The 20,730-nt window shown below is 43.9% G+C and carries 19 protein-coding genes and 1 other RNA gene; 7 read left to right on the forward strand and 13 right to left on the reverse strand.

What is annotated here, in order from left to right:
* Positions 1-439 precede the first annotated feature (439 nt).
* Positions 440-780: a transfer-messenger RNA gene (gene ssrA, locus B9Y67_RS05960) on the reverse strand.
* 125 nt (positions 781-905) lie between these two features.
* Positions 906-1,367 (reverse strand): SsrA-binding protein SmpB, encoded by a 462-nt coding sequence (smpB, locus tag B9Y67_RS05965; protein WP_062441071.1) that lies wholly within the window; start codon positions 1,365-1,367, stop codon positions 906-908.
* 237 nt (positions 1,368-1,604) lie between these two features.
* Here smpB and B9Y67_RS05970 point away from each other — a divergent pair, with 237 nt between their 5' ends.
* A complete protein-coding gene (locus tag B9Y67_RS05970; RefSeq protein ID WP_254901726.1) occupies positions 1,605-2,462 on the forward strand; it encodes a GNAT family N-acetyltransferase in 858 nt (285 codons plus the stop codon).
* Between the two features lie 55 nt (positions 2,463-2,517).
* Here the strand turns inward: B9Y67_RS05970 and rnr are convergent, their stop codons facing one another.
* From rnr to secG, 3 genes are all read right to left on the reverse strand, one after another.
* On the reverse strand, positions 2,518-4,830 hold the full coding sequence (rnr, locus tag B9Y67_RS05975) for a ribonuclease R (protein WP_085505854.1): 2,313 nt from the start codon (positions 4,828-4,830) through the stop codon (positions 2,518-2,520).
* 57 nt (positions 4,831-4,887) lie between these two features.
* Positions 4,888-5,631, reverse strand: coding sequence for an alpha/beta hydrolase (locus B9Y67_RS05980; RefSeq protein WP_085505855.1), 744 nt, complete (start codon positions 5,629-5,631; stop codon positions 4,888-4,890).
* 178 nt (positions 5,632-5,809) lie between these two features.
* Positions 5,810-6,043, reverse strand: coding sequence for a preprotein translocase subunit SecG (secG, locus tag B9Y67_RS05985; RefSeq protein ID WP_062441084.1), 234 nt, complete (start codon positions 6,041-6,043; stop codon positions 5,810-5,812).
* 299 nt (positions 6,044-6,342) lie between these two features.
* Between secG and B9Y67_RS05990 the strand changes: the two genes are divergently transcribed.
* The 6 genes from B9Y67_RS05990 (at position 6,343) to ytzI (ending at position 12,212) form a co-directional block, all read left to right on the forward strand.
* On the forward strand, positions 6,343-7,092 hold the full coding sequence (locus B9Y67_RS05990) for a DeoR/GlpR family DNA-binding transcription regulator (protein ID WP_085505856.1): 750 nt from the start codon (positions 6,343-6,345) through the stop codon (positions 7,090-7,092).
* The gene (gene pfkB, locus B9Y67_RS05995; protein ID WP_085505857.1) at positions 7,089-8,003 is read left to right on the forward strand and encodes a 1-phosphofructokinase; all 915 of its coding nucleotides are present in this window, start codon (positions 7,089-7,091) and stop codon (positions 8,001-8,003) included. Before B9Y67_RS05990 ends, pfkB begins: the two co-directional genes overlap by 4 nt.
* 13 nt (positions 8,004-8,016) lie before the next feature.
* Complete coding sequence (locus tag B9Y67_RS06000; RefSeq protein WP_085505858.1) at positions 8,017-9,903, forward strand: PTS fructose transporter subunit IIABC; 1,887 nt, start codon at positions 8,017-8,019, stop codon at positions 9,901-9,903.
* A gap of 52 nt (positions 9,904-9,955) precedes the next feature.
* A complete protein-coding gene (locus B9Y67_RS06005) occupies positions 9,956-10,222 on the forward strand; it encodes a phosphocarrier protein HPr (RefSeq protein WP_085505859.1) in 267 nt (88 codons plus the stop codon).
* A 4-nt stretch (positions 10,223-10,226) separates the two neighbouring features.
* Positions 10,227-11,942 (forward strand): phosphoenolpyruvate--protein phosphotransferase, encoded by a 1,716-nt coding sequence (gene ptsP, locus B9Y67_RS06010; protein WP_085505860.1) that lies wholly within the window; start codon positions 10,227-10,229, stop codon positions 11,940-11,942.
* Positions 11,943-12,038: 96 nt separating this feature from the next.
* Positions 12,039-12,212: a YtzI protein gene (ytzI, locus tag B9Y67_RS06015; RefSeq protein ID WP_085505861.1), complete on the forward strand. Its 174-nt coding sequence runs from the start codon at positions 12,039-12,041 to the stop codon at positions 12,210-12,212.
* 32 nt (positions 12,213-12,244) lie between these two features.
* Here ytzI and cysI read toward each other — a convergent pair whose 3' ends face one another.
* The 8 genes from cysI to sat all read right to left on the reverse strand — a co-directional run bounded on the left by cysI (position 12,245) and on the right by sat (position 20,703).
* Positions 12,245-13,960 (reverse strand): assimilatory sulfite reductase (NADPH) hemoprotein subunit, encoded by a 1,716-nt coding sequence (cysI, locus tag B9Y67_RS06020; RefSeq protein ID WP_085505862.1) that lies wholly within the window; start codon positions 13,958-13,960, stop codon positions 12,245-12,247.
* Between the two features lie 34 nt (positions 13,961-13,994).
* The gene (locus B9Y67_RS06025) at positions 13,995-15,836 is read right to left on the reverse strand and encodes an assimilatory sulfite reductase (NADPH) flavoprotein subunit (RefSeq protein WP_085505863.1); all 1,842 of its coding nucleotides are present in this window, start codon (positions 15,834-15,836) and stop codon (positions 13,995-13,997) included.
* 63 nt (positions 15,837-15,899) lie between these two features.
* Positions 15,900-16,703, reverse strand: coding sequence for a uroporphyrinogen-III synthase (locus tag B9Y67_RS06030; RefSeq protein WP_085505864.1), 804 nt, complete (start codon positions 16,701-16,703; stop codon positions 15,900-15,902).
* 5 nt (positions 16,704-16,708) lie between these two features.
* Positions 16,709-17,359 (reverse strand): NAD(P)-binding protein, encoded by a 651-nt coding sequence (locus B9Y67_RS06035; protein ID WP_085505865.1) that lies wholly within the window; start codon positions 17,357-17,359, stop codon positions 16,709-16,711.
* Positions 17,349-18,107: a sirohydrochlorin chelatase gene (locus B9Y67_RS06040; RefSeq protein ID WP_085505866.1), complete on the reverse strand. Its 759-nt coding sequence runs from the start codon at positions 18,105-18,107 to the stop codon at positions 17,349-17,351. The genes B9Y67_RS06035 and B9Y67_RS06040 overlap by 11 nt, the downstream gene beginning before the upstream one ends.
* A 21-nt stretch (positions 18,108-18,128) precedes the next feature.
* Positions 18,129-18,896, reverse strand: coding sequence for a uroporphyrinogen-III C-methyltransferase (cobA, locus tag B9Y67_RS06045; RefSeq protein ID WP_085505867.1), 768 nt, complete (start codon positions 18,894-18,896; stop codon positions 18,129-18,131).
* A gap of 50 nt (positions 18,897-18,946) precedes the next feature.
* Positions 18,947-19,540, reverse strand: a complete 594-nt coding sequence (gene cysC, locus B9Y67_RS06050) for an adenylyl-sulfate kinase (RefSeq protein ID WP_085505868.1) — start codon at positions 19,538-19,540, stop codon at positions 18,947-18,949.
* Between the two features lie 5 nt (positions 19,541-19,545).
* Positions 19,546-20,703 (reverse strand): sulfate adenylyltransferase, encoded by a 1,158-nt coding sequence (gene sat, locus B9Y67_RS06055; RefSeq protein ID WP_085505869.1) that lies wholly within the window; start codon positions 20,701-20,703, stop codon positions 19,546-19,548.
* Between the last annotated feature and the right edge of the window lie 27 nt (positions 20,704-20,730).

Below are 20,730 nucleotides of genomic sequence, written 5' to 3' on the forward strand. Positions count from 1 at the left end.
AAGAGGCATTAAAGAGGAAATTATCTTTTGAGGAAGAATTTTTTCAACTCTGATTTAACCAAAAAGTACTGTTGAGACTTGATTATTTCTAAACTTATACTCTATTTAAGCATAAAAAATAGACCAGCTAAAGCTGATCTATTATTACGTAGTTTGATGGAGACGGTGGGACATGTGCTTCCATGCTTTCGTCATGGCACTGACTATATCTTGAACCTGTCCTTACAGGTCCTCTGGCGTTTTATGTGAACTTTAGATTTTCTTAAGAAGAGTTCACATCCTAGTACTACCACTGCAAGATGGCAGCCTATAAGTCGATACACGGCTGTTGGATTACTCCACATACCGCTCGGTATTGCCTTATCACCAGAAGTGACTTAGGTTTCACCGATAAAGCCAGATTTTCACTTATGTGTTGCCACATAAGGCGACTATAAACTAATCGAACCCACGTCCAGAGATATCGGCACTCAGGCTTCTACAAGCGTAGTCGGTATATTATGCTTCGCCACCTGCTCAGCCTACCAACAGGCTTCCCAGGCGCTAGCCTGATTAGTCTCTTCGTTTCTCCTCAGGCGGTGGAGAAACGCGTAGTCCGCTTCAGTTTGGGACCCTTCAATCTGGCACACGGACAATGCCAGGAAGGATCAGCTCAAGTCAGCTTACGCTGCTAGAGCTAGGTTATCGTTAGATTCGCCAGTTATATTTAGGCAAATGACGTTTTACGAGTCGTCGCCTCGACTTGCAACCTGAGCTCGACCTATCCCTGTCGAATCCGTAACGTCCCCGTTAGGATAAAATAGGCAAGCTATTATTCAATTGTGCTTGTTGTCTTCATCGACAACTACTATTATAACACACCATCAATCATTTTCAAATGAGATTCCTGCCTGCATTTCCATCATTTAGTATCTCTCTTTCAATGCCCGATCGATGTCACGCTTCATCTGTTTCTCTTTCAATACCTGACGTTTATCGTATTTCTTTTTCCCTTTACCTAGGCCGAGCAAAACTTTTGCAACACCATTCTTAATATAGATTTTGAGTGGTACCAAAGAATAGCCTTCTTGCTGGGTTGCACCGATCAACCGATCGATTTCTTTACGATGAAGGAGCAGCTTCCTCGTCCGCGTCGGTTCATGATTATACCTGTTTCCCTGCTCATAGGGAGAAATATGCATGTTATGGAGAAACACTTCTCCTTTTCGGATGGTGGCAAAACTGTCTTTCAGGTTGACCCGCTTCGCACGGATTGACTTAATTTCTGTTCCCTGCAGAACCATGCCGGCTTCGAAAGTTTCTTCTATAAAATAGTCATGACTGGCTTTTCTGTTTTGTGCAATGGCATTTCCTTTTCCTTTAGGCATAATGGTTCCTCCTCTATTTGCCGTGAAGATTATTGTACCAAAAAAGCAGAGATAATCCAATTAAACAGGCATTGTTATAGACAATTACAATTAGCATATGAGATTATATTTTTGGAAATTTCTTTTAGAAAAACTTGCTTATCGCCAAGTACTTATGGTGAAAGCCTTAGTTTTTCTTATACTTTAATCCTGTAACAAGGTTTAACTTTCATAAAGTATAAAAAAGGGGCGGGGGCATTGGGAAAACAAGTGGTTGATATTCGAAAGCTGGAGTGGGGAGATTTAGATAACCTGAAAAAAATGGATACAGGGATTGAAGATGACTATGTTATCCGTATCTTCCCAAAACTTATCGAATCGGAGGAGCATGATATGTTCGGATTATTCCAAGGGGAAGCTTTATTGAGTGTAGCAGGTTACACTATTTTTGCTGATAAGTTTGCCATGCTTGGGAGAATGCGTAGTGACCGGCGCTATATCGGGCATGGTTATAGTACGGAAGTGATGTCCTTCATCGCTGAGTTATTAAGTAAGAAACCAAATATCCATTGGATTGGCGCTAATACACAAACCCATAACTATCCCGCCCAGCGCGTGATTGAAAGATCCGGAATGAAGCCCGGACCTGTCCATTACTATGCGATATTAAAGACAAAAACACATCATCCAGGTAAAAGTGGTCCGCTATGGAAGAAGATTGAAGAACTTGACCAGAAAAGAACGCTGTTATCATCACTTAATGATAATGCCCTTGGAGCTTTCCCTTATGAATGCTACTATCCGTTGCCGTTTGATAAGGTACTATTCACGGATGAATACTTAAACGAATGCACCTTTTACATAAACCCGGAAGAAGATAGATTTGTCATTTTCCGTAACGATCAAAAAGGTGACCTTCATACACATGTAAAATACTTTTGGGACGATCATTTCGAGCAGCCAGGCTTTTTCGAAACAGTCTATCATAACTGGAATGAGAACCCGGAAGCCGCTGGAGCCTGGATAGATTTTTCCGAAACTGGATTTAAAAACATACCTGACCTATCTATTTTTGAAGTACAAAAGCCTTGGAGACTATATAGCAGATGGTTTTAACATCCTAATAAACAGAAAAGCTGCCAGCATTACCGGCAGCTTTTTTGTATTGAGGTTATTTCTTTTTCTTCTTATTTTTCTTTCTTTGTTTCAGCCCTTTGTTGTTATAAAAGGGCTTCTTACTCTTGTTTTTACCCTTTTCTTTCTTTTTCCCGCTCTTGTTTTCAGAAGTACGATTGGCACTTCTTGTTTTGATGACCTTCGGCTTGGCGTCTGGGTCACGTTCTTTGCGCGGTTTCATCCCGACAATTTCAAAGTCGACTACACGTTCTTCTAAATTTACGTTCGTCACACGGACGGTCACTTCGTCACCAATACGGAACACATTACCGGTCCGCTCACCGATCATGGCATACTGCCGTTCTTCGAAATGGTAATAGTCGTCTGTCAAATAACTGACATGGACCAGTCCTTCAACAGTGTTTGGCAGTTCCACGAATAGGCCGAAGCTGGTTACTGAACTGATAACACCTTCAAACTCCTCACCGATTTTATCTTGCATATACTCGGCTTTCTTCAAATCATCTGTTTCCCGTTCCGCATCGACGGCGGCACGCTCCATCTCGGAAGAATGACGCGCAATTTCAGGCATTTTTTCTTTCCAATGCTGCTGCGTTTTCTCATCCAGTTTCTTTTCTACCAAATAAGTTCGGATCAACCGGTGCACAATCAAGTCTGGATAACGCCTGATTGGTGACGTGAAGTGGGTATAAAAATCAGTAGCAAGCCCAAAGTGGCCGATACTTTGCGGATCATATTTCGCCTGCTGCATCGAACGAAGCATCAATTTAGAAATAATCATTTCTTCCTGTGTACCCTCGATCCCCTCCAACACTTTTTGCAGGGCTTGTGGGTGTATTTCGTTGGCGGTACCGCGCACCACGTATCCGAGGTTGGCAACGAACTCAAAGAAATGCTGAAGCTTATCAGGGTCTGGATCCTGGTGAATCCGATGTATAAACGGCACATCCATCCAATGGAAATGCTCTGCAACTGTTTCATTGGCTGCGAGCATGAACTCTTCAATCAACCGCTCAGCCACAGAACGCTCACGAAGTTTCACATCGATTGCTTTACCTTGTTCATCGACAATGACACCGGCTTCTTTAAAGTCGAAGTCAATAGCTCCGCGACCCATACGTTTTCTTCTTAAAGTTGCAGCAAGCTTTCCCATGTCCGTGAACATCGGGATAAGCTCCTTATACCGCTCCATTAATTCAGGGTCCTGATCTTCGAGAATCTTGTTTACATCTTTGTATGTCATCCGCTCATTGGTCCTGATGACACTTTGGAAAATCTCATGATTGACTACTTCACCGTTTGCGTCGATCTCCATTTCACATGAAAGTGTCAATCTGTCCACTTGCGGGTTCAAAGAACATATTCCATTGGATAAACGATGCGGAATCATAGGGATGACACGATCGACTAGATAGACACTTGTCGCTCGTTCAGCAGCTTCCTGATCAATAGGAGAACCCTCTTCCACATAGTAAGAAACATCTGCGATATGGACACCCAGCTTGAAGTTGCCATTGTCCAGTCTTTTGACCATAACAGCATCATCGAGGTCCTTCGCATCGGCTCCATCAATCGTCACAATCATTTCATCACGCAAATCGCGGCGATTTTTGATTTCATCGGGTGAAATTTCATCCGGTGTATTTTTGGCCTGTTCCAGTACCTCATCAGGGAAATCAAGTTTGATTCCATGCTTATAAATAATGGAAATGATATCAATTCCCGGGTCATTCTTATGACCAAGGATTTCTTCAATCTCGCCCTCAGCACTCATCCTGTCTTCCGGGTATTTGGTAATCTTGACTATTACCTTATGCCCGTCGGCAGCACCATTGGCCGACCCTTTCGGTATGAAAATGTCATTTGGTATCCGCTTGTCATCAGCGATGACAAACCCGAAGTTTCTGCTAGGCTGATAAGTACCCACTACTTTGTCTGTTGCTCGCTCCAGGATCCGGATGACGGCACCCTCAGGTCTTGCTCCAGACTCGTCTCTCTTATCTACTCTTACAAGAACCTTGTCATTATTCATAGCAGAATGAAGGTCGGAATGGTGGATATAAATATCATCCTTGCCTTCTTCATCGGGGATAAGAAATGCAAACCCTTTCGCATGCATCTGGATTCGTCCCCTGATCAAATTCATTTTCTCTGGTAAGCCAAAACGGTTCTTGCGTGTACGTACAAGCTCTCCTTGTTCTTCCAATTCATTCAGTGTCTTCATGAGGTCTGAAAAGTCATCGGCTCCATCGAGCTCAAGCGTTTCTTCTAGTTCTTGTACTGATAGTGGTTTTGATGCCGATTCATGAAAAAAATCCAATACTTTCTTTTTCAATTCCTTACTCAAAACGCTTCATCCTCCTTTATCGTTCCGTGACATTCCGACCTTGGCGGACATTGATTCTCAATCCCAGTCCAATGATTCTAAAAATTCGAGAACATCCTTGTGCAGTTCATCTTTTTCTTTATCCATGGTGATGACATGTCCCGAATTCTCATACCACTTTATGTCTTTGTGATCGGATTCCACATGGTTATATATATAGTTAGCGCTATCCTTGTTGATCATTTCATCTTTAGCGGCCTGCACAACGAAAGTCGGGGTATAGATGTGATCGATATGGTCATGGACTTCATTAATAAACTGCCCGAGCTGCTTGAACATATCTTCTGACTGATCCATCAGCTCTTCTATTTCCTGCTCGATCGTTTCTTTGTCTTTCCCCTCTAATTGCTTATATTCTTTAGCTTTGAAGCGAAATCCTCCCGTCAATTGTTCTTCATTATCAAAGAACATCGGCGCGCACATTGGAATGACACCTCTAACCTTCTCTGAATAAGCAAGCTTTAGTCCAAGCACCCCTCCAAGCGAAAGACCTGCCACAGCTATTTTTTCATAGCCCAGTTCCCGGAGATGGTTCAAGGCTTCCTGTACATCTTCCCACCAATCTTCAGGGGTAGCCTTCGTCAGCTCTTCCGGTGGAAGTCCATGTCCGCGGTAAATAGGCGCATGACTAGTATAACCATGTTTTTGCAGAAAGCGTCCCATCATTCGAACATCTGCGGAATGTCCTGTAAATCCATGTAGTAACAATACCGCACGTTCTCCTTCTTCAAACGTAAACGGTTGTGGTTGTTTTATTTTCATATGTCAGTTCTCTCCTTACCTTTGTAATTCCCTATAACAGTAGATTTCATTCTCATTTAGCAAGCCTTTTTATTTTAGCAGACACCTCTATATACTTCCTACCTGTTTGCTTTCTATTTCTGTTAAAAGCAAAAAGTAAAGCCGCGCTAAATCAGCGCGGCTTTCTCTGGTTTCATTATTAACTTAATACATAAGCAGCTAAAAATGCGAAAACGAAGAATAGCACTCCCGTAACAATGGTAGCTTTGTGGAGTACGGCATCGATTCCTCTTGCTTTTTGCTTACCGAATAATTGTTCAGCCCCACCGGAAATGGCACCTGAAAGACCTGCGCTTTTACCGGATTGAAGAAGAACTAGAACGATCATGACAAGTGTATCGACTGTTAATAACGTGATTGCGAGTGTTTGCATGATGTGACTGACACCTCCTAAGAACGCACAAATACATAATGTAAATGTAGCACAAATTCCCATTATGGGCAAGATAATATAGAATGCTCCAGGCGACAAATTAACAGACCCTAAAAGATTTGTATCTTTGCATGAATTCTTCAGCTGGTAAAGGTACGTAAAAGGACATTCATGAATGGTAATGGCTGATATTGTTCACAAATATGATTAATTTTGATTGTATTTGATTGTTTTTGATTGAAAAATGAAAGGGCTTCCTTTATGATAAATGTAGGTTAACTTGAAAGGAGTGTCAGCCTATGTTGACCCCTGAACGCCACCAGGTTATTTTGAGCCTGCTACAGGATAGAAAAACAGTTAAAATGAAGGAACTAGTCGAAGCTACCAATGCTTCAGAATCTACCATCAGGCGTGATCTCAGCTTTTTAGAGGAAAAGAAAAAGCTCCGCCGGGTCCATGGGGGAGCTTCCATAAAAAGTGCAGCCAGTGAAGAACTTAGCCTGCAGGAAAAAAAGACAGTCCATCTTGCTGAAAAACGAGCCATTGCCAAATATGCAGCAAGCCTTGTCCGGGAAGGCGATAGTATTTTTCTTGATGCCGGTTCGACCACTTATGAGATGATACCTTTTTTAGCCAAAAAAAATATATTAGTCGTCACCAACGGGCTTTCCCACTTGGAGACCCTGACCAGCTATGACATTGACACATACGTGATCGGGGGCCGAATTAAACGAAAGACGCGTGCGGTAATCGGCGCACATGCTGTCGAGAACTTAAAACATTACCGTTTCGATAAAAGTTTTCTCGGTATCAACGGTGTCCATCCCAAAGAAGGATTTACGACACCCGATCCAGAGGAAGCCGTTGTTAAAAATACTGCCCTTCAATTATCGGGGGAAACTTTCATATTAGCTGATGCCTCAAAACTCAATGAAGTGACATTTGCTAAAGTCGCAGAAATTCAGGATGCTGTAATCATTTCTAATGCCCCGGATGATTTATTACCATCATTTAAAGAACTAACAGAAGTAAAGGTTGTGACATCATGATATATACATGTACGCTGAACCCTTCCATTGACTACATTATGCATGTGGATAAGTTTGAACCAGGAGGGCTGAACCGCGCTGAAAGAACCTTATATTATCCGGGGGGCAAAGGGATTAATGTTTCCCGAGTACTGAACCAGCTGTCTACCCCTTCCACCGCTTTAGGGTTTGCCGGGGGATTTACTGGAGAGTTCATCCGTTCTTACTTAGATGAAGATGGAGTGTCCCACCATTTTATTGAAACTGGAGAACCGTCCCGCATTAACGTCAAAATGAAATCAGGCGATGAAACAGAGATCAACGGACCAGGTCCGTCGATCACTTCTGCTCAGCAAACTGAACTGTTATCTTCCATAGAAAAACTATCACCAGAAGATACATTAGTAATTGCAGGGAGTGTTCCAGCTTCCCTGGATAAAGATATTTACTTAAAAATCGCCAGCATATGCAAACAGAAAAATATTTCTTTAGTGGCTGACACCTCTGGTGCCGCACTTAAACAGCTGGTTGGATTACCGGTAATGTTGTTGAAACCGAACCACCACGAGTTGGGTCAGTTGTTCGAAACAACCGTCACTACGAAAGACGACGCCGTCTTTTATGCCAAAAAACTGGTTGAGCAAGGTGCCGAGAACGTCATTGTTTCTATGGGTGGAGATGGTGCTGTGCTAGTCGATTCCCAGCGTGCTTTGCATGCTAATGTCCCACATGGACAAGTGAAAAACTCAGTCGGAGCAGGAGATTCAGTAGTAGCTGGCTTCTTGGCAGGTCTATCGACCGGAAACAACGTTGAAACAGCCTTACGATATGGGGTAGCTGCCGGAAGTGCTACAGCATTCAATGATGATCTCTGTAATCAAGAAGAAGTAGATGCACTGCTCCCGGATATTGAAGTTACCAGGTTAAATTAAAGGAGGGATTTTCATGAAAATAACAGATTTATTGAAAAAAGACACGATTCTGTTGGACCTATCCGCTCATTCCAAAGCGGAAGCAATCGATGAACTGGTAAGTAAATTGGATCAGGCAGGCCGTTTAAATGATAAGCAAGGATTTAAAGAGGCCATTTTAGAACGTGAAGCACAAAGTACCACCGGGATAGGAGAAGGAATTGCTATTCCCCACGCTAAGACAAGTGCGGTAAAAGAACCAGCCATTGCATTTGGCCGCTCATCCGAAGGACTTGACTATGAATCCCTTGATGGAGAGCCGACAAACCTGTTTTTTATGATTGCAGCTTCTGAAGGTGCTAATAAGACCCACCTGGAAACTTTATCCCGCTTATCTTCTTTCTTAATGGATAAAAATTTCCGCTCACAACTCGAGCAGGCAAAAACAGAAGACGAAATCATCGAAGCTATCAATGCCAAAGAAGCTGAAGAAGATGAAGGCGAAGTGGAAGCAGAGGGTTCCGATAGTCGAATCTTAGCAGTCACCGCATGTCCGACAGGCATCGCGCACACCTATATGGCTGCCGATAAATTGAAAGAGACAGCTAAAGAAAAAGGAATTAACATCAAAGTACAGACCAATGGTTCCAGTGGAGTCAAAAACCGTCTCACCGACGAAGATATCGCACAAGCAGACGCAATCATTGTGGCAGCTGATACAAAAGTAGAAATGGAAGGCTTCAAAGGAAAGCCTGTCATTGAAGTGCCAGTAGCAAAAGCCATCCATGAACCAGAAAAACTTCTTGAGCGTGCCGTAAACAAAGATGCACCGATTTACCAGGGAGACGGCAATTCATCCCAGGGATCTTCGAACGAAGGAAATCAACGCACAGGAGTTTATAAGCACTTGATGAACGGTGTTTCCAACATGCTTCCATTCGTTGTTGGGGGCGGAATTCTGATTGCTATTTCCTTTTTATTCGGTATCAATGCAGCAGACCCATCAAGTGATGAATATAATCGCTTCGCTGAAATGCTCAGCATCATAGGCGGTGATAACGCCTTCTTCTTACTTGTTCCAGTACTGGCTGGCTTCATTGCTTCCAGTATCGCTGACCGCCCTGGTTTCGCTCCTGGTATGGTCGGTGGTTTAATAGCGATCACCACAGGTGTAGAAGGAACTAGCGGTTCTGGTTTTCTTGGCGGTCTGATTGCAGGTTTCCTTGCTGGTTATTTGACTCTTGGAATTAAGAAACTGCTGGAAGGATTGCCTGATATGCTGGATGGCCTAAAAACTGTGTTATTCTATCCAGTGCTAGCCATTTTCGGTACGGGAATGATCATGCTTCTTATCAACCCTCCATTGACTCAGATTTACAGCGGGGTACTAAGCTGGTTAGAAGGTATGGGCGGCACGAACCTGGCCTTAGTAGGTCTGCTTTTGGGTGGCATGATGGCCATCGATATGGGCGGTCCGATTAATAAGGCTGCTTATACATTCGGACTTGCGATGATTGACGCTCAAAACTATGAATTCATTGCGGCTATCATGGCTGGCGGTATGGTTCCGCCTCTGGCAATGGGAATTGCAACCTTAATCTTTAAAAACAAATTCACACCACAGGAACGAGAAGCTGGTAAGACAGCCCTTCCATTAGGAGCATTTTTCATTACAGAAGGTGCTATTCCTTTCGCGGCTGCTGACCCGGTACGGGTTATTCCTTCTCTTGTCGTAGGTTCAGCTGTTGCAGGGTCCCTTACCATGTTGTTCGGAATCCAGTTATTTGCCCCGCATGGAGGGATTTTCGTATTCCCACTTGTTGAAGGTGGATGGTATCTTTATACCATCGCTATTTTGATTGGAGCATTTATCAGTGCTCTTATTGTAGGATTCTTGAAAAAGGACCTGCAAAAAGCTTAAAATGGTATAGTTAAGAATGAACAAAGAGAACTCTTTTGAGGAGGAATAAATCATGCAAGAAAAAACTTTTACAATTACATCGTCTGACGGGGTACATGCACGCCCGGCAACAGTACTTGTACAGAAGGCAGGAAATTTCGAGTCTGATATCAACCTGCATTATAAAGAGAAGGCTGTAAACTTGAAATCCATTATGGGTATTATGAGTCTTGGTATTCCATCTGGAGCAGAAGTAAAAATTACAGCTCAAGGCAATGACGAAGAAGAAGCGATTCAACAATTACAAGAAACCATGAAAAACGAAGGCCTGGGGGAATAACAACATGAGTCACATCAAAGGGATTGCAGCTTCCAGTGGTATTGCTATCGCAAAGGTATACCGCCTGGAGGCTCCAGACCTTTCCTATAATAAAAATAACGTCGACGTTCCGGAAGATGAAGTGAAACGGTTGCATGAGGCATTGGACATTTCCAAGTCTGAACTTGAGAAAATTAAGGCACATACGAAGAAATCACTTGGAGATGAGCATGCAGAAATTTTTTCTGCCCACCTGCTGGTACTAAGCGATCCTGAATTGATTCAGCCAATAGAGGATAAAATCAAATCTGAAAATGTCAATGCTGAAGCAGCGTTGGATGAGACAGCGAATATGTTCATCGATATGTTCAAAAACATGGATAATGAATACATGCGCGAACGTGCCGCCGATATCCAGGATGTCACCAAACGTGTCATGGCTCACCTGTTGGGGGTTACGTTCCCGGATCCGGCTTTAATCAATGAAGAAGTTGTTATTGTAGCAGACGATCTCACCCCTTCAGATACTGCACAATTGAACAAACAGTATGTCAAAGGGTTTACGACAGATATCGGAGGTCGTACTTCCCACTCAGCTATCATGGCACGCTCCCTGGAAATTCCTGCGGTAGTTGGAACAAAAGAAATCACCAGTAAAGCTGAAAAGGATGAAACAATCATTGTTGACGGTATTGATGGTGATGTCATTGTAAATCCTTCCGAGGAAGAATTGGAATCTTATCAACAGAAAATGAACGATTTTGAAAAACAAAAACAAGAATGGGCGAAGCTCAAGGATGAGCCAACCGTCACAGCGGATGGAACGCACGTCGAGCTTGCAGCAAATATTGGTACACCAGATGATGTTGAAGGTGTATTGAATAATGGTGGCGAAGGGGTCGGTCTTTACCGTACCGAATTCCTTTATATGGGGAAAAGTCAACTACCAACGGAGGAAGAGCAGTTCGGTGCCTATAAATCCGTACTAGAGCAAATGGGAGACAAGCCTGTTGTCGTACGTACACTCGACATCGGCGGTGACAAGGAGTTGGATTACCTTGATCTTCCGAAAGAATTGAATCCATTTTTAGGCTTCCGCGCCATCCGTCTCTGCCTGGAACGCGATGATATTTTCCGTACCCAATTACGCGCACTTTTGCGTGCCAGTGTGCACGGTAACCTGAAAATCATGTTCCCTATGATCGCTACATTGGAAGAATTCCGTGAAGCGAAAAACATGCTGGACGAAGAAAAGTTGAAACTGAAAGAAGCAGGCCATGACATTTCCGATGATATTGAAGTTGGTATCATGGTTGAAATTCCCGCGACTGCGATGATTGCACGCCAGTTCGCTAAAGAGGTTGACTTCTTCAGCATCGGAACAAATGACCTGATTCAGTATACAATGGCTGCCGACCGTATGAATGAACGGGTTTCCTACTTGTATCAGCCATACAATCCGGCGATATTGAACTTGATCAACAATGTTATCGAAGCTGCTCACGCAGAAGAAAAATGGGCAGGCATGTGCGGCGAAATGGCCGGAGACGCTATAGCTATTCCTATCCTGCTTGGATTGGGACTTGATGAATTCAGTATGAGCGCAACATCCATTCTTCCTGCACGTACACAGTTGAAGGACTTATCCAGAGAGGAAATGGCTTCTTATAAAGACACCTTGCTCTCTATGGGTACAGCAGATGAAGTTGTGGCATTCATTAAAGAAAAAACAAATCAATAATAGTAATTTGTGGGTAATAATGACACAATAAATGAAAAAGAAGGGGATCCGCTCTCCTTCTTTTTCATTCATCTTTTTAATGAAAGAAGTGTTAACATGACTTATACAATTATCATCATTGTTTCCATCCTCATTGTTTTGGGAATTGCTGCCGCTTTCGGTTTCGCTGTCAACTCTGGCTACAATTATAAGCACACGGTAGATCCACTTCCAGATAATGAAGATAACAACCCTGAACATAAAACTGAAAATGAAGCTCCAAAAAGCTGACACTTTCCTGGAAGGCGTCAGCTTTTTGTGTTTCACTTATGGAAATCAAGGCCCGAATGAACCTCTTCTACATACCCAGCACGGATTACAAAATCTCCGAAATGTTCTTTGTCCTCTTTCTTCTCTGCATAATCGAACAATATAGGTTTTAATTCAGCAAGAATTTCCTCTTCTCCTATATTTTCACGATAAAGTTTATTTAAACGGTCGCCAGTGAAACCGGCACCCAAATACATATTATATTTACCTGGTGCTTTTCCGATGAAGGCAATCTCACCCAATGCAGGTCGTGAGCATCCATTGGGACAGCCTGACATTCGGATGACTATTTCTTCCTCTTCAAGACCTGCTTCTTTCAGAATATCTTCGATTTTATCCAGCAGCACAGGCAGGTAACGTTCGGACTCCGCCATTGCCAAACCGCAGGTAGGCAGAGCAACACAAGACATAGAATTTCTACGCAGTGCAGAATTCTCTTTACCATCGGTCAAACCGTATTTTTGGACAAGTGAATCAATTTCCCGTTTCTTTTCTTCCGTCACATTGGCAATGATTACATTCTGGTTCGGAGTAAGCCGAAAATCACCCGTATGAACTTTGGCAATTTCTCTTAAGCCCGTTTTCAGGGACTGTTCATGGCTATCCTGAATCCTTCCATTCTGGATGAACAATGTCAAATGCCATTTCCCATCACCTTTCATCCATCCATAACGGTCACCGTTATTTTCAAAGTAATACGGATGCTCTTCTGCCAGCTCCCATCCCAGTCTATCGTTCAATTCCCTGATTAGCCAATCCACTCCATGTGCATCAATCGTATATTTAAACCGGGCATTTTTCCGCTCGGAGCGGTTTCCATAATCGCGCTGGATGGTAATGATGGTTTCCGCAACCTCTGTAATCTTATCAGCAGGACAAAAGCCGATGACACGCCCCAATTGAGGGTATGTGTTTGTATCGCCATGAGTCATCCCCATGCCGCCACCTGCAGTTACATTAAATCCTTTTAATTTGCCTGCTTCCACAATCGCAATAAATCCTAAATCCTGCGAAAACACATCAATATCATTAGAAGGAGGCACCGCGATTCCGATTTTAAATTTTCTTGGCAGATAGTATTTACCATACATTGGCTCGATTTCTTCAGGTTCCCGGCTGTCGGCTACTTTTTCCTCATCCAGCCAAATCTCATGGTAAGCTTTCGTTTTCGGAAGAAGATGATCGCTTAATTCCTTCGCAAGATCATAGACCTCTGCATGGGTTTCTGACTGGTATGGCTGAACATTACACATGACATTACGGTTGACGTCACCACAAGCAGCTATGGTATCCATTAGCGACTGATTCATCTTTTGAAGACTTTTCTTCATATTCCATTTTAAAACTCCATGCAGCTGGAACGTCTGACGAGTGGTCAGTTTGAGTGTCCCATTTGCATAATGGTCAGCTATCTCATCCATGGTAAGCCATTGATCCGGCGTTGCTAAGCCCCCTGGGAGACGGACACGCACCATGAATTGGTAAGCTGGCTCCAGCTTCTGCTTTCTACGTTCATTCCGTACATCCCGGTCATCCTGCTGATAGCTGCCATGAAATTTCAACAGCTTGGCATCTTCATCCTTTATTCCCGCTGTAAGCGGGTCGGAAAAGCTTTCGGTAATTGTACCCCGGAGATAGTCGCTTTCTTCTTTTATATTCTCCATTTCACTGGGCGGGCCATGTTGTTGCTTCTTTTTCTGGTCTGTCATACTTAAACTCCTTCCCCTTTATGTCCCTGTTTCCTTAGTAAACGTCACGCTGGTATCGTTTTTCCTGCCTCATTTTACTCAGATAATCTTCTGCTTCTTCCTTTTCCAGACCGCCTTCCTGTGCCAAAACAGTCAGGAGGGCATTTTGAACATCATGAGCCATATGTTTTTCATCGCCGCATACATAGATGACGGCTCCTTCGATCAACCATTGGTAAAGTTCTTTGCCTTTTTCCAGCATCCGATGCTGAACATAGATTTTCTCCTCCGTGTCCCGGGAAAATGCGACATCCATCCTGGTAAGCACGCCTTCCTTCAGCCACTTCTGCCATTCCGTCTGGTAAAGGAAATCTGATCTAAAATGCTGCTCACCGAAAAACAACCAAGTTTTTCCCTCTGCTCCGATTTCCTCCCGTTCCTCCAGGAATGCCCGATAAGGTGCCACCCCTGTTCCTGCCCCGATCATGATGATAGGAGTATCTGGGTTTTCCGGAAGTTTGAAATTAGGATTATGCTGAATGTAGACTGGAAGCGTGTTGCCAGGCTGAGATCGTTCTGCACACTGGACGGAACATACGCCCGATCGGCTTCGCCCATGAGCGTCATACCTCAACGCGCCAATGGTAAGATGTACTTCATCCGGATTCGCCTTCAGGCTGCTCGCAATTGAATACAATCGTGGTGGTATTTTCCGTAATATAGTCACGAACTCCTGTGGTGAAGCTTGTATTTTATAATCCTGGATAAGATCAAGCAGATCCCTGCCTTCCAGATACTCTTTCAAATCTTCTTTCCGTTCAGGTTCAAGGAGTGTGTTTAACTGCTCATTACTAGTTAGATCTGCTGCCTGTTCCAGCAACGGTTTCGTCAACCGGGTAATTTCAAAAAAGGAAAGGAGCGCTTCCCGAACGGACCTTAATTCCCCTTGTTTATCTACCTGTACCGATTCTTCCGGGCTCCACCCCATTCCTTCTATAAGTTGTTCGACAAGAACAGGGTCATTTTGTGGAAATATCCCTAAACTATCGCCTGGTTCATACACAAGATTTGAACTTTCAAGATCCAGTTCCAAATGCCGTGTCTCTTTATTTGATCCTCTGCCATTCAGATTCAGGTTCTCCAATATTTCTGCATCAAAAGGCTTTTTTCTTGAATAGACCTGTTCGGAAGACGCCTCAGCTACTGTTGCTTGAGATGATGTTGCATTTCCTTGCTCTCCCCGGCTTGCATTCAATTTAGTTAATACACCTTCAAACCATTCTTCCGCAGAATCTTCAAAATCGACATCACAATCAACTCGGGGATGAAGCCTTTCTGCTCCTAATTCTTCCAGACGTTTATCAAAATCTTTTCCCGTCTGACAGAAATATTCGTAAGAACTGTCTCCAAGGGAAAGAACAGAGAAACGGACATCTTGAAGCTTTGGAGCCCGTTTACTATGGAGAAATTCGTAGAATGAAAGTGCATTATCCGGTGGATCTCCTTCACCATGGGTGCTGGCGATGATCAATAAATCCTCTGCATCCTTAATGGACTTCGGTTTGAAGTCATCCATGGAAGAAAGTGTGACCGTATAATCTTTTTCTTCCAGTTTTTTCGTCAATTCATCCGCAAGCCCCTGCCCATTCCCTGTTTGGGAACCAAAAAGGACCGTTACTTCACGGACAGCAGCCGCTGCCTCTTCAACCGAAGCAGGTGCAGTTGACGAACCCTCACGGACAGGCCCCTCCATTGTTGCTGCTGATTCCCCGCCAAAAGAAGCAGACAGACAACCGCTTAACCATATTTTCTGCGCCTCTGTCAATGTTGGCAAAAGGCGGTTCAGATATTCTACCTGCTCTTTAGTAAATGGACTATTCTCTACCTGAAACTGCAAAACTATCCACCTCACAAAAATTAATCTTTTTATACTGCAAATACTGCTTAACCTTTAACCTAGTCACGGGCTTTGTGCTTGCCGATAGTGGTGGTCAATGGCCACTACCATCGCCCCCATTTTAGAATCAACAGGCTGAAGAACGTCAGTAATGCCTTGTGCCGACAGCTCACCAGCTGTTACTTTCCCGATGGCTGCTGGTAAAACTTTATGGTTGAAGGCTTTCACTAGAATTTCACGGCCACTTTCATCATGGAATAAGTTTCTGACCTGGGTTTTACTGGTGAACACCACTGTATCCAGGTAGAGATCCGCAATATCACACTTCAGACTATTAATCACTTTATCCAGCGGCTTCTCATAATAATAAGGCTGTGACAGATAAACAGAGTATCCAAGATGATCCAGCGAATCTTTCAATCTGGCATCGTCCTGGTTATAAGCCTGCAAAAAAATACCTTCCTGATTAGCATTCGTAGCAAAAGCTGAAAGAAGACTTTCCATCGTCCCATCTGGTGAAACAATTTCTGCCTGGAGAGAATTCTCCTTCAGCCATTGCATTGTTTTCCTTCCTCTGACTGCCAATTGCGCCTGGTGTAATTTGTTGAGAAATTCTTTATGAACCCCTGCTTTCTTTGCTTCGTCTTCTAGAGTTACCGCTCCTATTCCTGTGGTTAAAACCACCCAGTCAAACGGTTTTTCCAGAAAGTCATGGATGTTCTTCCTGCTCGTATCCTCATCCAGATGCTGCATACCCTGTAGCGGGTAGATAACAGGGATGCCGCCTTTATTCCGAATCATTTTGCTGATGACCTCGGCTTTTCTTTCTGCGGCTATCCCGATACGTCTTCCCTCCAGATTACTCACGCTTCTCACCCTCCTGCTGCCAGTTTCTTAAGCCATAAGATTGTCTGTTGCTGCTTTTCTTCATTCATAAAGGATTCATCTAAGAGTTCATGAAGAAATTGTCGTTTTTCCTGTTTAGTAAGGAGAGAATTCTTAATCAGCTGTCGGCACTCATATAAAAAATCCACATAACCTTCATAATCTGATTCAAATCGATTTTCCAACTCTTCTTTGATTTGAGAAGTAAGCATTGGACTTGCCCCACTAGTCGATACCGCTAGGGTCAATTTTCCTCTTGTCAGAAAAGCTGGAAACTGAACATTCCCCCTGCGTGCTTCCCCCGCAGAATTTACGAGCGGCAAACCTGAAGTGGGGTGGGGTACAGATAAAATCACTGACGGGTCATTCGTTGCCACGACAGCCATGAATGCTCCTTCAAGATCATCAGGCTCAAAAAACTTCTTTTTCCAATTAACTTTCTTTTGCTCCCATAACTTTTCTAATCCCGGTTCCAATGAAGGACTGATGACCGTAATTACGGCCCCGCCCTGGAGGAGCACCCTGGCTCTTTTAGCTGCCACCTTTCCTCCTCCGATAATGACGACGCTCCTGCTGTTGAAGTCGATCATCAATGGCTGGAAATTGACTTCTTGCTGTTCTATGGATTCATTGGGCATAATTTTTCACCTTTTTACCAGGAAGGAGTTCATAGACTCGTTCCGCTAATGCTTCAACCATCATTGGATGATCACCAAGATGATCGCATAAAATCACCTGATGACCGTCCTTCTGATACTCCCTGACTTTCTTCTGCATCGACTGTATTAAAATGCCAGTGAACCATAGATATGGGACAACAATTGTCTGGCTATAACCTGCTTGAATGGACTTTTCCAGACCTTTTTCAAAAGAGGGCTGACAGGCAGCCAAGTAACAGGCATCCACATTCATTCCACTAAGTTTTTGGGAAAGCTGCTTCTGAATCTTCTGTATAGCCGCAGGCGTTTCGGGGTTTCGACTTCCTCTGCCCACCAGGAGAATATTAGCATCTGGACAAATGGGGCCGTGCTTTTCCTTTATACGCTCGATTAAAATATCAATTAGTCGATCCTGGACTCCCAGCGGTTTACCATATTGAAATTCTATATCAGGATACTTGTTTTTAGCTGCTTCGATTCCCTTAGGTATATCTGTATAATAATGGCCTGCACGCAGCAATAATACAGGAATAACTGCAATCTTATCTGCTCCCTTTTCCGCCAGCAGTCTGATTCCTTCCGCCATATCCGGTTGTGCCAGTTCCAAGTAACAGATTTCCTGAAGCCCTATCCCCACCTTGGACTGGACAGAGTGAATGCAATCAACTGCTTGTCGTCTTGCCTCCGGGACCCGGCTGCCATGGCTGACGTATAATATTCCTTGCATAATGACCGGCCCTCCTTATTCCTACCCGACAACAGTCTTTGTTTCGTCTGGTTGCAGCTGCTCGAACCATTGTAACTGATCACGAAGCTTTACTACTTCCCCCACAATGATCATAGCCGGGTTCTTTATCCCTTTCGCTTTTTGTATGATATCTTCCAATGTACCCGTCACTGTGAGCTGATCATCGGTTGTGCCCGCCTGCACAAGGGCCACAGGGGTTTTACTATGACATCCGTTTCGAATCAGCATCTCACAGATTTTTGGCAGTTTGTTTACACCCATATAGATGCAAAGCGTATCCATGCATTTTACAACGTGACTCCAATACGATTCTTCTTCTGGACCGAGCTTGCTTACTCCGGAAATAAAAGCGACAGAAGAACTGTAATCACGATGGGTGACAGGGATTCCGGCATAAGCGGGAGCAGCGACCCCTGAGGTAATCCCTGGGACAATTTCGAAGGGTATCCTTCGTTTGGCAAGCTCCCTGGCCTCCTCTCCTCCTCTGCCGAAGATGAATGGGTCGCCTCCTTTTAGACGCGTGACTGTTTTTCCTTGTAAGGCGAACTTGCAAAGCAGTCCATTAATGCTCTCCTGGGTCAGTGAATGATTATCTGGACTTTTCCCGCAGTAAATAAGTTCAGCATAATCTGGAGCTTCCTCAAGAAGCTGTTCATTAATCAACCGGTCGTACAATATTACGTCTGACTGCTGGATTGCTTTCAGTCCTTTAACGGTAATCAGATCAAGTTCCCCAGGACCTGCCCCGACCAAAAATACTTTTTTCATCGTAAATCATCACTCCTTTTCCCCAAACCAAAACTTATTATTTGGCATCCTTACAGCCATTCATTTTTCTCGAGAAAAGAAATGAGCTGCTCTGCACATTCATCTACACTGTATGCGTTCGATTCCAGTACCAGTTCTGGCGAAGCCGGTGACTCATATGGGGAATCAATTCCCGTAAATCCTTTTATTTCTCCAGTTCTTGCTTTTTTATAGAGGCCTTTCGGATCCCTGGACTCGCATTCGGACAGCGGGCAGTCGACATGCACCTCCAGAAAGTCACCAGGATCGATGATATTCCGTACACGGTCCCTGTCTTCCTGATACGGAGAGATAAATGCGGTCAAAACAATGGTCCCGCTGTCTGCGAACAGCTTGGCGACTTCCCCGATTCTTCTTATGTTTTCTTTTCGATCCTCAGGTTTAAACCCCAGGTCCGCATTCAACCCATGTCGGATATTGTCACCATCCAGAATATAACTTTGAATACCTCTTTCATACAGCTTCTTATTCACTTGATTGGCAATACTTGATTTGCCTGAACCAGACAGCCCGGTAAGCCAGACTACTCCACTGTGGTGTCCGTTTTTGCTCCGGTAATCCTTCGTTTCAATTGTCGCTTGGTGCCAGACTATATTCGAATTCAATCAGCTCACCCTTCCTGTCCTTGCTTTACAGTCTTCTGGCTGTTCAATCCATTGATCAGTATTTCGACGACTTCAGGACGACTGAATGTTTTCGGAGGTTTTTCCCCATTTCTTAACAGCTCCCGTACTTTTGTCCCCGACAATATAACGTGCTGGTCGTCATCATGTGGGCACGTTTTATGAGAAGCCATCCCCTCACATGCCAGGCAGTAAAAGCTATGTTCAAAAAAGAGTGGGGTGATTCCAAGCTCTTCGGGTTCAAAATTTCTGAAGATCTTCTGTGCATCGTAAGTGCCATAGTAATCACCCACACCGGCGTGGTCACGCCCGACTATAAAGTGGGTACATCCGAAATTTTTCCTGACTAGTGCATGGAATATCGCTTCCCTGGGACCTGCGTAACGCATTGCCGCATTAAAGACTGCGAGAGTAACGCGGCCTTCAGGATAATAGTTTTTTAATAGCACCTGGTAGCTTTCCATCCTGACATCACTTGGAATATCATCACTCTTTGTTTCGCCGACTAACGGATTGAGGAATAATCCATCGACCGTTTCCAAGGCTGCTTTTTGAATATATTCGTGAGCCCTGTGGACAGGGTTTCTAGTTTGAAAGCCGACCACACGTTTCCACCCTGACTCCTTGAATAAAGCTCTCGTCTCGGCAGGATCTAAGTAGAATTTCCCCTCATGTTCTCGTTGTGGTCTTTGAAGCAATTGAATCTTTCCAGCTACATAAAAATCAGGCCGGTCAAATAGTTTTTTAACTCCTGGATGTTCATAATCAGAAGTTAAGTATACTTGCTTAGCTTCCTGCTCTTTATCGGGCTGATAAACCTCTTCGACTTTTATCAACCCATATACGGTATCCTCTTTATACAGCTCTGCTACCTCTCCTCTGTTCAAGCGCTCCGCCTGCTCCCGGCCGACCGGTAAAGTGATGGGAAGGCTCCAAGGAGTTCCATCCGCCAGTCTCATGCTCTCCACAACAGATTGATAGTCTTCTTTCGTAAGAAATCCTTCAATTGGGCTATAGGCTCCCGTAGCAATCAGCTCCAGATCGCTTAAAGCCATAGCATCAAGCTCGATACTTGTCGATGCTTCCTCCCAGCTTCCTTTCAGCCGGTTCACTAGCGTTCCTCCATGGGGGTCAATAAGTGTCATGAATAGTTCCTCCTTATGTCAGGTTTA

Source organism: Thalassobacillus devorans (assembly GCF_900176565.1).
GTDB classification, from domain to species: Bacteria; Bacillota; Bacilli; order Bacillales; family Halobacillaceae; genus Thalassobacillus; species Thalassobacillus devorans_A.